This is a genomic window from Cochlodiniinecator piscidefendens, assembly GCF_011326755.1.
Taxonomy (GTDB): domain Bacteria; phylum Pseudomonadota; class Alphaproteobacteria; order Rhodobacterales; family Rhodobacteraceae; genus Cochlodiniinecator; species Cochlodiniinecator piscidefendens.
On record NZ_JAAOIE010000003.1, the window covers coordinates 224,307 to 238,091 of the forward strand.

Genomic DNA, 13,785 nt, shown 5'->3' on the forward strand with positions numbered 1-13,785 from the left:
CATGGGGGCGGGCGTCATCAAAAAAGACAGCGGACGCAGACGGCGTTCTGGGCGTGGGAAAAACCACGCGATGAGCGAAATTAACGTCACGCCCTTTGTCGATGTAATGTTGGTGCTGTTGATTATCTTCATGGTTGCAGCTCCCTTGTTGACCGTCGGCGTTCCTGTTGAGCTTCCTGAAACGGCTGCAGGTGCTTTGGCCGCAGAACAAGAGGAGCCTTTGACAGTCACATTGACTGCTGATGGCCGTACTTTGATTCAAACCACGGATGTTGAACGCGAAGATTTGATTAATCGCTTGCGCGCTGTGGCGACAGAGCGCGATAGCACCAAGGTTTTTCTGCGGGCGGATGGCGCAATTCCATATGAGGCCGTTGTTCAGGTCATGGGGGCGCTGAACAATGCTGGATTTAACGATATCGGTCTGGTGACCGAAACGGGTGGGCCTGCGTTGACAGGTCAAAGCGAATAAGGCGGGTCGTTGAAAACGGGGCATTATATCTCAGGTGGGGGCCATTTGGCTTTAATCTGTTGGATCCTGTTTGGCGGGCTGATTTGGCGTAGCGAAAGGTCAGAGGTGCAAGTAACTTCGGTGTCCATCATGTCAGAAGCGGAGTTCGCGGCAATCGCTGCGGCCACTGCTGTCGTGCAGACGCCCCCTGAGCCAGTTGAGGAAATTACCCCGCCTACGCCTGTGGAAACTGAAACTCCACCAGAGCCCATTGCGCCCGAAGTTGATGAAACCATTCCTGAGACACCGGCACCCCCGTCTGAGACAGGCACAACAGAACAGCCACAAATTGACACAACACCCATACCGCGACCAGCAGACCGCGTGGCTCCGGAACCTGTTGAAACACCGGAGCCTGAGGTTGAAATCGCTGACGTGCCGGTTGAAGCGGTTTCTGAAACGGTTGAGGCTGAGGCTCCCGTTGAACCGCGTGAAGAAGCAGCACAGGAAGAGGCGAGTACAGAAATCGTCACAGAGGCCGAACAGGTTGATACTTTGGCGGCGCTCGCACCTGCGCGTTCTCGTCGGCCTACGGCTCGGCCTTCGCGCCCTGATCCCGTTGTAGAGCCAGTATCTGAACCGGTTGCTGAAGCCACACCTGAGCCTGAGGTCGATCCGCTCGCGGATTTAATCAATCAAGCTGTGAACGAGGCCAATGAGCCCGCCGAAACGCCGCGCGGACCTTCTGGCCCGCCACTTACACGTGGGGAGCGCGAGGGACTACGGGTCGCTGTTTCTCAATGTTGGAATGTGGATGTCGGATCTACGGCGGCGAATGTAACTGTTGTTGTAGGCATGTCGATGAACCGCGACGCAACTGTCGTCAGCAATTCTCTTCGCTTGGTGTCCAGCGAAGGTGGGTCGGGCCGGGCAGTTGACACAGCCTTTCAGGCAGCGCGGCGGGCGATTATCCGCTGCGGAGCGCGTGGATATGATCTGCCGATTGAGAAATATGAACAGTGGCGTGATATTGAAATCACCTTCAATCCAGAAAGAATGAGAACACGATGACCTTTTTGCGATCCCTCATTTTGACCCTTGGTGTGGTCGTGTCTGCATCTGTCTTTAGTTTTGCTGCTATTGCGCAAAATGGGCCTTTGCGCATCGAGATCACGGAAGGGGTGATTGAACCTCTGCCATTTGCATTGCCAACGTTCATGCCCGAAGCCGCAGGCTCTGAAGAGATCGCATTGGGGATTTCGCAAGTGGTTGCGGCCGACTTACAGGCAACAGGCCTTTTCCGGCAGATCGACCCATCTGCATTTATTTCACAAACGTCTGATTTTAACAGTCCTGTTCAATATGCTGATTGGCGCGCGATCAATGCGCAGGCGTTGATCACGGGTGCGGTCAATGTGACATCAGACGGTCAGGTCACAGTGAAGTTTCGCCTTTATGATGTATTCTCGGGCAATGAGCTGGGCGAAGGCCTGCGGTTAGGCGGCACGACGACCAGCTGGCGCCGTTTAGCGCATCGGGTTGCAGACACGGTGTATTCGCGTATCACGGGGGAAGACCCATATTTTGACAGCCGCGTGGTTTTTGTATCTGAAACTGGTCCCAAAAATGATCGCCGTAAACGTTTGGCTATCATGGATTACGATGGTGCGAATGTGCAATTTCTGACGGACAGCAATGCCCTGGTTTTAAACCCTAGGTTTTCACCGACCGGAGATCGCATTTTATATACATCTTACGAAAGCGGCTTTCCCCAAGTTTATCTGTTAGATGTCGGAAGCGTTCAGCGACGCGTTTTAGCAGAACAGCAAGGCACGATGTCGTTTGCGCCGCGCTTTGGCCCCGACGGGCAAACGGTGGTATATTCACTATCTTCCGGTGGCAATTCAGACATTTACACATTGGATTTGCGGACGAACCAAACGCGCCGCTTGACCAGCGCGCCTTCTATTGAAACCGCGCCTAGCTTTTCGCCGGATGGCAGTCAGATCGTGTTTGAAAGCGATCGTTCTGGTTCGCCTCAGATTTATGTCATGCCAGCGACCGGAGGGGAGCCTCGTCGGATTAGTTTTGGGGAAGGGCGCTACGGTACGCCGGTTTGGTCGCCGCGTGGGGATCTGATCGCCTTTACCAAACAAAACGAAGGCCGGTTTCACATTGGCGTGATGCGCACCGACGGATCAGAGGAAAGATTACTGACGGCGTCGTTTCTTGATGAAGGTCCGAGTTGGTCACCAAATGGGCGCGTGATCATGTTTATGCGTGAAACTGCAGGGGCAGGTGGTGCGCCGGCGTTGTATTCAGTAGACATTTCCGGCCGTAATTTGCGGCGGGTGAACACGCCAAATGCGGCGTCTGATCCGGCTTGGTCGCCGTTATTGCCATAAGTTTTCAATTGGCACGTAAAATGTTATGAAACTGCAGATTAAGCGAATAGAACACACTATAACAAAGGGCAGAGAAAATGAATTTGGTATCAAAGACACTGCTGCTTGTCGCAGCGATTGGACTAGGGGCATGTACAGACCCATCGCAATACGGGACTGGCGGGAATGGCACCGATTATAACAGTACTGCGGATTTGAATGGTGTGAATGATCCAAGTTCACCAGCGTATTTCCGCGAAACAATCGGAGATCGCGTATTGTTCGCAGTTGACCAAAGCACTCTCGGAGATGGCGCCCGCGCGACATTGTTGGCACAGGCTAATTGGCTGCATGCGAACCCTGAGTTCGATGCGTTGATCGAAGGTCACGCAGATGAACAGGGAACGCGGGAATATAACCTTGCATTAGGTGCGCGCCGAGCGAATGCGGTCGAGGAATATCTATCGTCGCAGGGGATTGCATCCAACCGTCTTCGCGTCGTTTCTTTCGGGAAAGAGCGTCCGATCGAGGTGTGTTCTGATGAAACTTGTTACGGGCAGAACCGTCGCGCGGTGACGGTGATTTCTGCCGGTGCATTGACCAGCTAAGGAAATCAAGATGACCCGGATTTCATCCCTTTTTGTAGCATCAGTTTTGGCCCTGACGACACCGGTTATGGGTGTTGCGCAAGACACTGAAACGCTCGCGGATATTCGCCAAGAATTGTCGTTGCTCTATGTTGAGGTTCAGCGGCTCAAGCGAGAATTATCAACAACCGGGTCACCAAGTGCATCTGTCGGCGGCAATAGTCCTCTTGAGCGCATTGATGCTATTGAAGCAGAACTTCAACGTTTAACGGCGAATACGGAGCAATTGGATTTTCGGGTTAATCAAATCGCGACTGTGGGGGGTAATCAAATTGGTGATTTGGAATTCCGTCTTTGCGAATTAGAGCCAAACTGTGATCTAGCCGATTTGGGGCAAGGGACGACGTTGGGCAATGTTGATGTCGCCTCGACCGCGCCTATCCCGGTTCCGTCATCAGATACGGGTGTGCAATTGGCGGTTGCTGAGCGTGAAGATTTTGATCGTGCGGAAGATGCGCTTAGTGATGGGAATTATCGTGGGGCTGCTGAGCAATTTGCGGTCTATACCGAAACCTATCCTGGTGGTCCTTTGTCAGCACGCGCGCATTTTTTGCGTGGCTCAGCATTAGAGCAGTTGGGCGATACTCGCAGTGCCGCGCGGGCCTATTTGGATAGTTTCAGTTCAGCACCGCAAGGTGCTGAAGCTCCGAACGCTCTGTATCAAGTTGGCCGTAGTCTCGCGGATTTGGGCCAAACAGCCGAGGCCTGTCAAATGTTTGATCAGGTCGGCGTGAGGTTTCCAACCGCAGATATTGCTGTCGAAGCACGCTCAGCGCTACAAAACTTGGAATGTTCGTGACGTCCGATCGTGACGATTTAAAGAACAAGCTGGGGGCATCCTTAGCAGGGTTGCCTTCTGGCCGGTTGGGTGTCGCGGTTTCCGGAGGCAGTGATTCACTGGCGCTGTTGTATCTCGCAGCCCGGAGCTGTCCAACAGGCAGTGTGGTCGCGGCGACCGTTGACCACGGCCTTCGCCCTGAAGCCCGACAGGAAGCCGCATTTGTTGCAGATCATTGCGCGAAATTAGGAGTTCCACACGAAATATTGAACTGGTCGGATTGGAATGGCACGGGGAATTTGCAATCCTCGGCACGCGATGCACGATACCGGCTTTTGGCTGAGTGGGCGCAGGCTTTGGATGTAAAAGCCGTGATGTTAGGGCATACCCAAGATGATCAGGCCGAAACAGTGTTGATGCGTCTTGGGCGTTCAGCAGGAGTGGATGGATTGTGCGCCATGGAGCCGGAAATCTCCCGCTACGAAATGGTTTTTTTACGACCTCTTCTGTCTGTGCGTCGCGCGGAATTGCAAGGCTATTTACGCGCTGACGCATGTGAATGGACTTCAGATCCGTCTAATGAGGATCGTGCCTACCATCGGGTGAATTTACGAAAGTCGATGCCTCAACTTGAAGCATTGGGTCTAACAGTAGATGCCTTAAGCACTGTAGCAATGAACATGCAATCTGTTCGGCGCGCTTTGAACAGTAGCACTGAGAACGCCGCTAGGGCTTATGCGCGTGTACATGATGGTGATGTTTTATTTGATAAAAATGGATTCTGGGAGCTAAGTGACGAAATTCGTCGACGTTTGCTGGTCCATGCAATGTGCTGGGTGAGCAAGACAACTTATGCGCCACGTCAATCGAGCGTTGATCAAATTGTTAGGATGTTGTCGGCGGGCAACGATGCCACTTTACATGGGTGTGTGATACGTCAAAAGGGAGGTGTGATTGTTGTTTCTCGAGAATATCAAAGGGTAAAACACATCGAAAGCCTGCTTGGAGAGGTATGGGATCATCGCTGGAAGGTTTCGGGACCAAAAATTGATGGAGCGAAAATTGCGGCGCTTGGGGAGACAGGATTGCGTGCCTGTCCAGATTGGCGCGAAACGGGAGTTTCCAGACAAAGTTTGCTCGCATCTCCAGCTGTTTGGCAAAACGATGTACTTATTGCCGCACCTTTAGCTGGATTTAACCCAGAATTCCGTGCAGAACTCATTTATTCTTCAGATCATTTTCATTCATCTGTTTTATCGCATTGAACAAACTGATCTGATCTCTATTTTAAACAGGTGGCCCGTTGATTACAGTCCGGCCGAACGAATCTGAGGAGACTCCCTGTGGGAAACGCGAGAAACATCGCCTTTTGGGTTGTACTATTGGTGCTGATTGTTGCTTTGTTCAACTTGTTCAGCAACAATCAGTCCGGCCTGCAAAGCCGTTCAATCAGTTATTCTGATTTTATAACGGCGGTCGATAATGGAAACGTCGCCGGTGTGACATTGGATGGGGAACGCGTTGTTGTACGTGGAACCGATGGCCAGAACTACACCACTGTTCGGCCTCTGGAAGATGGAAACCTCACCGATCGCCTGATTGAAAAAAATGTTGCGGTCCAAGTGGAACAGCAAGAACAATCTGGTTTCTTCTCTTTGCTTACCTTGTTGTTACCTGTAGCGCTGTTGATTGGCTTTTGGTTCTTTATGATGAACCGGATGCAAGGCGGCGGCAAAGGCGGTGCGATGGGTTTTGGAAAATCCAAAGCTAAGATGCTAACTGAGCGCGCTGGTCGTGTGACATTTGATGATGTTGCTGGGATTGACGAAGCGAAAGAAGAGCTCGAAGAAATCGTTGAGTTTCTGCGTAACCCTCAGAAATTTTCTCGTCTTGGCGGTAAAATTCCAAAAGGGGCATTGCTCGTTGGTCCTCCGGGTACTGGTAAAACCTTGCTGGCGCGGGCGATTGCTGGTGAGGCAGGTGTGCCGTTCTTCACCATTTCGGGCTCTGATTTCGTCGAAATGTTTGTGGGTGTGGGCGCTTCTCGCGTGCGTGACATGTTCGAACAAGCAAAGAAAAATGCGCCTTGTATTGTATTCATCGATGAGATCGACGCCGTTGGCCGTTCTCGTGGTGCCGGTTACGGCGGCGGAAATGATGAACGTGAGCAAACATTGAACCAATTGCTGGTTGAGATGGACGGTTTCGAAAGCAACGAGGGGGTGATCATTCTCGCGGCAACCAACCGTCGCGACGTTCTGGACCCTGCGTTGCTGCGTCCGGGTCGTTTTGACCGTCAGGTGACAGTTCCAAACCCAGACATCAAAGGCCGTGAGAAGATATTGGGCGTGCATGCGCGCAAAACACCTTTGGGCCCAGACGTTGATCTGCGCATCATTGCGCGTGGTTCTCCCGGTTTCTCTGGTGCGGACCTTGCAAACCTCGTGAACGAGGCTGCGTTGATGGCTGCACGCGTTGGTCGTCGGTTTGTTACTATGGAAGATTTCGAAAACGCCAAAGATAAGGTCATGATGGGTGCCGAACGGCGATCTATGGTCCTTACGCCTGAGCAAAAAGAAATGACGGCCTATCATGAGGCTGGCCATGCGATCGTTGGTGTGTCCTTGCCGCTTTGCGATCCGGTCTATAAAGCGACAATCATTCCACGAGGTCAGGCTTTAGGTATGGTGATGAGCCTGCCCGAGATGGATCGTCTGAATTGGCACAAAGATCAATGTGAGCAACGCATTGCGATGACCATGGCGGGTAAAGCGGCGGAAATTCGTAAATGGGGTGAAAGCCACGTTTCAAATGGCCCGTCTGGCGATATTCAACAGGCTTCGAACCTTGCACGTGCGATGGTTATGCGTTGGGGCATGTCTGAAAAAGTTGGGAATATCGACTATGAACAGGCGCACGAAGGTTACATGGGCAACGGCGCTGGTGGGTTTTCAGTATCTGCCGCGACGAAAGAGCTGATCGAAGAAGAAGTTAAGCTTTTGATCGATGCCGGCTATGATCGTGCGGTTCAAATTCTTGAAGATAAAAACGAAGAGTTTGAACGTTTGGCGCAAGGCTTGTTGGAGTATGAAACCCTAACGGGTGAAGAAATCCAACGAGTCATTCGCGGAGAGCCGCCACAGTCAAATGATGACAATGACGATACCGATCAAGGTTCTGCACCAAGTGTTACGGCCATTCCGAAAACCAAGCCAAAACCAAAAACGGATGGTGGGCTTGAGCCGGAACCAACTTCGTAAAATATAGACGGAAAAAACACCGCGGAAATTTCCGCGGTGTTTTTTTGTTTAGGATTTGTTTCGATAATTGCGCTTGCGCAGGTGCATGTTCCACCGCACAGTTTGGTATCGATTGCATAGGGATTGAGATGCCAGTTTTTGAAAAAACGGAATTTATTGGTGAAATTGTTTGGCTGGGCTACGTCCCTGATCGGGAACAATCACTTAGGTCTATAGCGGTAGACAGACTAAAGGTAGCGTTCTCAGGCCCTTTGGGGGAAGCCCATGGTGGGTTAACTCGGCCATCTTGTGGTCGTGTTCGGGATTTCTATCCTTTGGGAACCGAAATTCGAAATACAAGGCAGCTTTCTGTTTTGTCAGCCGAAGAGCTTTCGCAAGTTGCTAGTGTTATGGGGGTGCCTAAATTGCAACCCGAAGATCTAGGTGCTTCATTAATACTGTCGGGATTACCTGATCTGACACATCTTCCCCCCAGCGCGCGATTGCAAACCGAAAGCGGCGTGACTTTGGTTGTTGATGTTGAAAACGCCCCTTGCCACCTACCTGCTAAATATATTGATGAAAGCCATGAAGGCAAAGGGCGCAGTTTTAAGTCGTCTGCGGTCGGTAGGCGCGGGATCACAGCTTGGATCGAAGCCGAGGGCGTGCTGGAGCTCGGGGAGCGCGTCAATTTGTTTGTCCCAACTCAAAGAGCGTGGCAATCAAGATAGGCTCTTCTGCGTAGGAAACCCCAAAATAGGTGTGCAATCGCGTACCGGGACGATTCCGGTATTGGAAATGTCGGAAATGCAATGCTCATTTTCCAGAAGTCTAGATATCACAATGTCAGAAGACTCGCACATTTGATTCAGAGGAAGCCATGGCATATAAGTCAGATATCGAAATCGCACGCGAAGCCAACAAAAAACCAATCCAAGAGATTGGCGCAAAGTTGGGCATCAACTCAGAGCACCTGCTGCCTTACGGCCACGACAAAGCAAAGGTTAGCCAAGAGTTTATCCAGTCTGTTCAAGGCAACGAAGACGGTAAATTGATCCTCGTTACTGCGATCAACCCGACACCAGCGGGTGAAGGTAAAACAACAACAACTGTTGGTTTGGGTGACGGTCTGAACCGTATTGGCAAAAAAGCAGCTGTTTGTATTCGCGAAGCTTCCCTCGGCCCATGCTTTGGCATGAAAGGCGGCGCAGCGGGCGGCGGTTACGCCCAGGTTGTTCCAATGGAAGAAATGAACCTGCACTTCACAGGCGACTTCCACGCGATCACATCCGCGCATAACCTTTTGTCTGCAATGATCGACAACCACATCTATTGGGGTAACTCACTAGAAATCGACACACGCCGTGTTGCATGGCGTCGTGTTGTTGACATGAACGACCGCGCACTTCGTCAGATCACTGCGTCTTTGGGTGGCGTTTCCAACGGTTTCCCACGCGAAGCTGGTTTTGACATCACTGTTGCGTCTGAAGTTATGGCGATCCTTTGCTTGGCGCTTGACCTTGAAGATCTGCAAAAACGTCTGGGTGACATCATCGTTGCCTACCGTCGTGACCGTTCACCAGTATTCGCACGCGACATCAAAGCAGACGGCGCTATGACCGTATTGCTGAAAGACGCGATGCAACCAAACCTCGTTCAAACACTGGAAAACAACCCAGCGTTCGTTCACGGTGGCCCATTCGCGAACATCGCACACGGCTGTAACTCCGTTATCGCAACTAAAACTGCGCTGAAAGTTGCAGACTACGTTGTGACCGAAGCAGGCTTTGGTGCTGACCTTGGCGCTGAGAAATTCATGAACATCAAATGCCGCAAAGCTGGCATTGCACCGTCTGCGGTTGTGCTTGTTGCAACTGTACGCGCGATGAAAATGAATGGTGGCGTAGCGAAAGCTGATCTTGGTGGTGAAAATGTTGCGGCTGTAAACGATGGCTGCGCAAACCTTGGTCGTCACATCGAGAACTTGAAATCATTCGGTGTTCCTGTTGTTGTTGCAATCAACCACTTCGTGACCGACACCGACGCTGAAGTTCAGGCTGTAAAAGACTACGTAGCTTCACATGGTTCCGAAGCGATCCTGTCCCAGCACTGGGAATTTGGTTCTAAAGGTTCCGAAGAACTGGCGACACGTGTTGCGGAAATCGTTGACGCGGACATGGCGAATTTTGCGCCTATCTACCCTGATGATATGTCTTTGTTCGACAAAATCGACACCATCGCGAAACGTATCTATCGCGCTGATGAAGTTTTGGCCGACAAGAAAATCCGCGATCAGTTGAAAGCATGGGAAGACCAAGGCTACGGCAACTTGCCGGTTTGCATGGCGAAAACTCAGTACTCTTTCTCTACTGACCCATCTTTGCGCGGCGCGCCTACAGGTCATTCTGTACCTGTTCGCGAAGTGCGTCTGTCAGCAGGTGCTGGTTTCATCGTTGCTATCTGCGGCGACATCATGACCATGCCTGGCCTACCACGCGTACCTTCTGCTGAAGCAATCTGTCTAAATGACGATCTTCAGATCGAAGGTTTGTTCTAAGCAGTAGAATTCTTCGGGGACACGTATTAAGTCATGGTCAAACTCTCAGAGAGACAAATGACAGATATGCGTGCCCCTAAAGATTGCTCTACGATGGCCGAGCTTCGCTTGGCCATCGATGCGTTAGACCAAGAGTTGGTTCAACTGTTGGTCAAACGCTCCACTTACATTGACCGCGCCGCTGAGCTGAAGTCTGAAAATGGCTGGCCTGCACGGATCCCTGATCGTGTCGAAGAAGTCGTTTCCAACGCTCGCCAAACTGCGCAAACCTCAGGGCTTGACCCGGATTTGGCCGAAACGCTTTGGCGTCCGCTGATCAATTGGTCCATTGCCCGCGAAGAAAACACGTTGGGGCCTGACACCCCAGCCGATTTAGGAGAGTCCGAATGACCGCAAATATTATCGACGGCAAAGCCTTTGCTGGTACAGTCCGCGAAAAAGTGGCAGCACACGTTGCGCGCCTAAAAGAAGAAAACAACATTACACCTGGTCTGGCAGTTGTATTGGTTGGCGAAGACCCCGCGTCACAAGTTTACGTGCGCTCTAAGGGCAAACAGACTGTTGAAACTGGTATGAAATCCGTTGAGCATAAGCTTGACGTTGATACGTCTGAAGCCGATTTATTGGCGCTGATCGACCAGTTGAACAACGATGAGACGATCCACGGTATTTTGGTTCAGCTTCCGTTGCCAAAACATCTGAACGAAGATTTGGTGATCAATTCTATCTCGCCAGCAAAAGACGTTGATGGTTTCCATATTTCCAATGTTGGTTTGTTGGGTACAGGACAGAAATCAATGGTACCTTGCACGCCGCTTGGTTGCTTGATGATGCTGCGTGATTATCACGGTTCTTTGTCTGGCCTGAATGCTGTTGTTATTGGTCGTTCAAATATTGTTGGTAAACCGATGGCGCAATTGCTCTTGGGTGATAGCTGCACTGTGACCATCGCGCACTCACGCACCAAAGACCTCGAAGAAGTTGTGCGCCGCGCTGATATTGTTGTGGCTGCTGTTGGCCGCCCTGAAATGGTGCCGGGTAGCTGGATAGGAAAAGGCGCAACCGTAATCGACGTGGGCATCAACCGTATCGAAAAAGAAGATGGTAAAATGAAGCTGGTTGGCGACGTCGATTTTGCCAGTGTTTCTGAAGTTGCTGGAGCTATCACGCCTGTTCCGGGTGGTGTTGGTCCAATGACCATCGCATGCCTACTAGCAAATACGCTAACAGCGTGCTGCCGCGCGAATGGCCTGCAGGAACCCGAAGGTTTGACGGCCTAACCTGAAGCCGATAACAAAAACGAAACCAGCCCAAGTGGCTGGTTTTTTTGTTTATAGGTGAAGTTTGGTTAAATGCTGTAATGTGGCTGGCGACAATACTCGGATTTCGACCGATCAAACAACGCAACGCGATTTGAGGTCATACTATCGTAGGGGGATTTGGTGCCCAGGAGAGGACTCGAACCTCCACATCCTTGCGAATACTAGCACCTGAAGCTAGCGCGTCTACCAATTCCGCCACCTGGGCAGGTGTCGTGAGCGGGACTTATCGCCCCGCTTCAGGCCGGTCAAGTGGATTCGCAGGGTTTGTGCCGCGAAAGCTGATAAAATCAATTGCGCCGCTAAGTCTAGCAGCATTTTGGGATACGGTTGTCGCTCCTCATTGACTTCTATTAATGGTTTTTGCGGGTTTTGCAGGCATCAAAGAAAAAACACTCAGGTTTGTTGCTTGTTCAGCCCGACGTCGGAGGGTATTCCTGTATCAACTGAATTTCGGAGGCACCTATGTCTAAATTAGTTACCATCTACGGCGGGGCCGGATTTGTTGGTCGTTATATCGCACGTAAATTGGCCAAAGACGGCTGGCGTGTTCGTGTTGCTGTGCGCCGCCCAAATGAAGCGATACACGTCAAACCTTATGGAACGCCGGGGCAAGTCGAACCTGTGTTCTGCAATATTCGGAACGACGAATCCGTCCGGGCGGTTATGCAGGGCGCTGATGCGGTGGTGAATTGCGTCGGGATTCTAAATGAATCAGGCCGCAACAAATTTGACGCCGTGCAGCACGAAGGCGCAGAACGCATCGCACGTATCGCTGCGGCAGAAGGTGTGTCACGCCTTGTGCATGTCTCAGCGCTTGGCGCAGATGTAGACAGCGAAAGCGAGTATTCTAAATCTAAAGCTCTTGGCGAAGAAGGGGTGCTGCAGCACTTTGCTCAAGCCGTCATTTTACGCCCATCGGTTATTTTTGGGGCCGAGGATCAATTCTTCAATCGCTTTGCGTCAATGTCTCGTATGGGGCCATTTCTACCGCTTGTAGGCGGTCGTACTAAATTTCAGCCGGTGCACGTGGAAGATGTTGCAAAGGCGGCTGTGGCTGGTGTTGAGGGACATGCAGCTGCAGGCATTTATGAATTGGGCGGCCCTGAAGTTAAGACCATGAATGAGATGATGGAAGATATGTTAAACGTGATCCATCGTCGGAAAATTATTCTGAACCTTCCATTCTTTGCGGGATCCATTATCGCGCTGGCTGGCGATGCCGTGCAGGCTGTTACGCTGGGCTTGGTTTCCAATGGAATTCTGACGCGGGATCAATTGAAGAACCTGCGTAAAGATAATGTTGTGTCTGAAGGGGCAAAGGGTTTTGCTGATTTGGGGATCGCACCGACGTCCTACGAAACAGTTCTGCCTGAATATTTGTGGCGGTATCGTCCGTCGGGCCAGTATGACGCGATAAAAGACTCAGCAAAAAATCTGCGGATGTCTTGAATTTAGGGATGTAGAATTGAAAAGCCCCTGCCTTCGCGGGGGCTTTTTTTATGCGTAGGCAATGTAGAGAAGTATGCCGCCTAATAGAATGCGGTAAATGACGTATGGGGTGAAGCTAACGCTGCGCAGTAGTTTCATCATGAGGCTCAGTGCAAATAGGGCAGCGATGAACGAGAATACCGCAGCGATCGCCCCATTTTTTGCGGCCTCGACGTCAGCTGTCGCAATGACTTCTCCACCCAAAAGTACCGCTGAGGCAATGATTGTTGGAATGGACATAAGCATGGAGAGCTTAGCGCCGTCTTCGCGATTGTATCCGAGCATGCGTGCGCCTGTGATTGTTGTGCCCGAGCGAGATGAGCCGGGGATCAACGCGACGACTTGCCATAGACCCATGATCATTGCGTCCTTTAAGGACCAGTCATTGGATGACTTGGTCGTTTCCCCTTTTTGGTCAGCAAAATAGAGCACAACCCCAAACACCATCATGCTCCAGCCAATCACCGCTGTGGAACGCATGGCGTCAGCAAGGCCAGTGACCTTTAATATAAGTCCAACGATGATGACTGGAATAGTCGCCATCACGAGTAAAAATGCGAGCTTGGAGCCGGGCGTGTCGATTTTGCCTGATAGCAGTCGAGGGATGCCCGATAGGCCAAGCGCAACATCTTTGTGGAAGAAGATCATTACAGCGAAAAGTGTGCCGATGTGCAGTGCGACATCTATGGTTTGACCTTGGTCTGCAAACCCAGTCAGCGCGGGAAGCAATATAAGGTGGCCAGAAGAGGAAACTGGTAAAAATTCAGTAATGCCCTGGATAATGGCAATCAGAAAGAGGTGTAGAAATGTCATGCGGGGTGTCCAATTGATTCGTGTGCCTAATCTATAGTCAAGAAAAATAGGGGAAAGGGGGTAAATAGGTAAGTTGTACTGCCGCAAAATAGAAGTTAAATTCATT

13 protein-coding genes and 1 tRNA gene are annotated in these 13,785 nt (G+C 51.2%); 12 read left to right on the top strand and 2 right to left on the bottom strand.

Going from position 1 to position 13,785, the window contains the following annotated elements; genetic code table 11:
• The first annotated feature begins 1 nt into the window (after window position 1).
• From tolR to folD, 11 genes are all read left to right on the top strand, one after another.
• Entirely contained in the window at window positions 2-472 is a 471-nt protein-coding gene (tolR, locus tag G9C99_RS09970; protein ID WP_166417344.1) for a protein TolR, read from the top strand.
• 129 nt (window positions 473-601) lie between these two features.
• The gene (locus G9C99_RS09975; RefSeq protein WP_231704040.1) at window positions 602-1,522 is read left to right on the top strand and encodes an energy transducer TonB; all 921 of its coding nucleotides are present in this window, start codon (window positions 602-604) and stop codon (window positions 1,520-1,522) included.
• Complete coding sequence (gene tolB / locus G9C99_RS09980) at window positions 1,519-2,856, top strand: Tol-Pal system beta propeller repeat protein TolB (protein WP_166417346.1); 1,338 nt, start codon at window positions 1,519-1,521, stop codon at window positions 2,854-2,856. The genes G9C99_RS09975 and tolB overlap by 4 nt, the downstream gene beginning before the upstream one ends.
• Before the next feature lie 77 nt (window positions 2,857-2,933).
• Entirely contained in the window at window positions 2,934-3,443 is a 510-nt protein-coding gene (gene pal, locus G9C99_RS09985; protein ID WP_166417347.1) for a peptidoglycan-associated lipoprotein Pal, read from the top strand.
• A gap of 10 nt (window positions 3,444-3,453) precedes the next feature.
• Window positions 3,454-4,281: a tol-pal system protein YbgF gene (ybgF, locus tag G9C99_RS09990; protein ID WP_166417348.1), complete on the top strand. Its 828-nt coding sequence runs from the start codon at window positions 3,454-3,456 to the stop codon at window positions 4,279-4,281.
• Window positions 4,278-5,525 carry a tRNA lysidine(34) synthetase TilS gene (gene tilS / locus G9C99_RS09995; RefSeq protein WP_166417349.1) on the top strand — a complete coding sequence of 416 codons (1,248 nt, stop codon included), beginning with the start codon at window positions 4,278-4,280 and terminating at the stop codon, window positions 5,523-5,525. Before ybgF ends, tilS begins: the two co-directional genes overlap by 4 nt.
• Before the next feature lie 78 nt (window positions 5,526-5,603).
• On the top strand, window positions 5,604-7,520 hold the full coding sequence (gene ftsH, locus G9C99_RS10000; RefSeq protein ID WP_166417350.1) for an ATP-dependent zinc metalloprotease FtsH: 1,917 nt from the start codon (window positions 5,604-5,606) through the stop codon (window positions 7,518-7,520).
• 128 nt (window positions 7,521-7,648) lie between these two features.
• On the top strand, window positions 7,649-8,230 hold the full coding sequence (locus G9C99_RS10005) for an MOSC domain-containing protein (protein WP_166417351.1): 582 nt from the start codon (window positions 7,649-7,651) through the stop codon (window positions 8,228-8,230).
• A 149-nt stretch (window positions 8,231-8,379) separates the two neighbouring features.
• Window positions 8,380-10,056, top strand: coding sequence for a formate--tetrahydrofolate ligase (locus G9C99_RS10010; RefSeq protein WP_166417352.1), 1,677 nt, complete (start codon window positions 8,380-8,382; stop codon window positions 10,054-10,056).
• Between the two features lie 66 nt (window positions 10,057-10,122).
• Window positions 10,123-10,446: a chorismate mutase gene (locus G9C99_RS10015; protein ID WP_205859850.1), complete on the top strand. Its 324-nt coding sequence runs from the start codon at window positions 10,123-10,125 to the stop codon at window positions 10,444-10,446.
• Entirely contained in the window at window positions 10,443-11,336 is an 894-nt protein-coding gene (gene folD, locus G9C99_RS10020; protein ID WP_166417354.1) for a bifunctional methylenetetrahydrofolate dehydrogenase/methenyltetrahydrofolate cyclohydrolase FolD, read from the top strand. Before G9C99_RS10015 ends, folD begins: the two co-directional genes overlap by 4 nt.
• A 160-nt stretch (window positions 11,337-11,496) precedes the next feature.
• Here the strand turns inward: folD and G9C99_RS10025 are convergent.
• A tRNA-Leu gene (locus tag G9C99_RS10025) sits at window positions 11,497-11,583 on the bottom strand.
• A gap of 257 nt (window positions 11,584-11,840) precedes the next feature.
• Here G9C99_RS10025 and G9C99_RS10030 point away from each other — a divergent pair.
• Window positions 11,841-12,827, top strand: coding sequence for a complex I NDUFA9 subunit family protein (locus G9C99_RS10030; RefSeq protein ID WP_166417355.1), 987 nt, complete (start codon window positions 11,841-11,843; stop codon window positions 12,825-12,827).
• A 48-nt stretch (window positions 12,828-12,875) separates the two neighbouring features.
• On the opposite strand, the gene G9C99_RS10035 is transcribed toward G9C99_RS10030, so the two are convergent.
• A complete protein-coding gene (locus G9C99_RS10035) occupies window positions 12,876-13,679 on the bottom strand; it encodes an undecaprenyl-diphosphate phosphatase (protein WP_166417356.1) in 804 nt (267 codons plus the stop codon).
• Between the last annotated feature and the right edge of the window lie 106 nt (window positions 13,680-13,785).

What these genes read in the sequence shown, in the direction of transcription:
- tolR (WP_166417344.1), top strand. Translation starts at nt 2, where the DNA reads ATGGGGGCGGGCGTCATCAAAAAAGACAGCGGACGCAGACGGCGTTCT.
- G9C99_RS09975 (WP_231704040.1), top strand. Translation starts at nt 602, where the DNA reads ATGTCAGAAGCGGAGTTCGCGGCAATCGCTGCGGCCACTGCTGTCGTG.
- tolB (WP_166417346.1), top strand. Translation starts at nt 1,519, where the DNA reads ATGACCTTTTTGCGATCCCTCATTTTGACCCTTGGTGTGGTCGTGTCT.
- pal (WP_166417347.1), top strand. Translation starts at nt 2,934, where the DNA reads ATGAATTTGGTATCAAAGACACTGCTGCTTGTCGCAGCGATTGGACTA.
- ybgF (WP_166417348.1), top strand. Translation starts at nt 3,454, where the DNA reads ATGACCCGGATTTCATCCCTTTTTGTAGCATCAGTTTTGGCCCTGACG.
- G9C99_RS10005 (WP_166417351.1), top strand. Translation starts at nt 7,649, where the DNA reads ATGCCAGTTTTTGAAAAAACGGAATTTATTGGTGAAATTGTTTGGCTG.
- G9C99_RS10010 (WP_166417352.1), top strand. Translation starts at nt 8,380, where the DNA reads ATGGCATATAAGTCAGATATCGAAATCGCACGCGAAGCCAACAAAAAA.
- G9C99_RS10015 (WP_205859850.1), top strand. Translation starts at nt 10,123, where the DNA reads ATGCGTGCCCCTAAAGATTGCTCTACGATGGCCGAGCTTCGCTTGGCC.
- folD (WP_166417354.1), top strand. Translation starts at nt 10,443, where the DNA reads ATGACCGCAAATATTATCGACGGCAAAGCCTTTGCTGGTACAGTCCGC.
- G9C99_RS10030 (WP_166417355.1), top strand. Translation starts at nt 11,841, where the DNA reads ATGTCTAAATTAGTTACCATCTACGGCGGGGCCGGATTTGTTGGTCGT.
- G9C99_RS10035 (WP_166417356.1), bottom strand. Translation starts at nt 13,679, where the DNA reads ATGACATTTCTACACCTCTTTCTGATTGCCATTATCCAGGGCATTACT.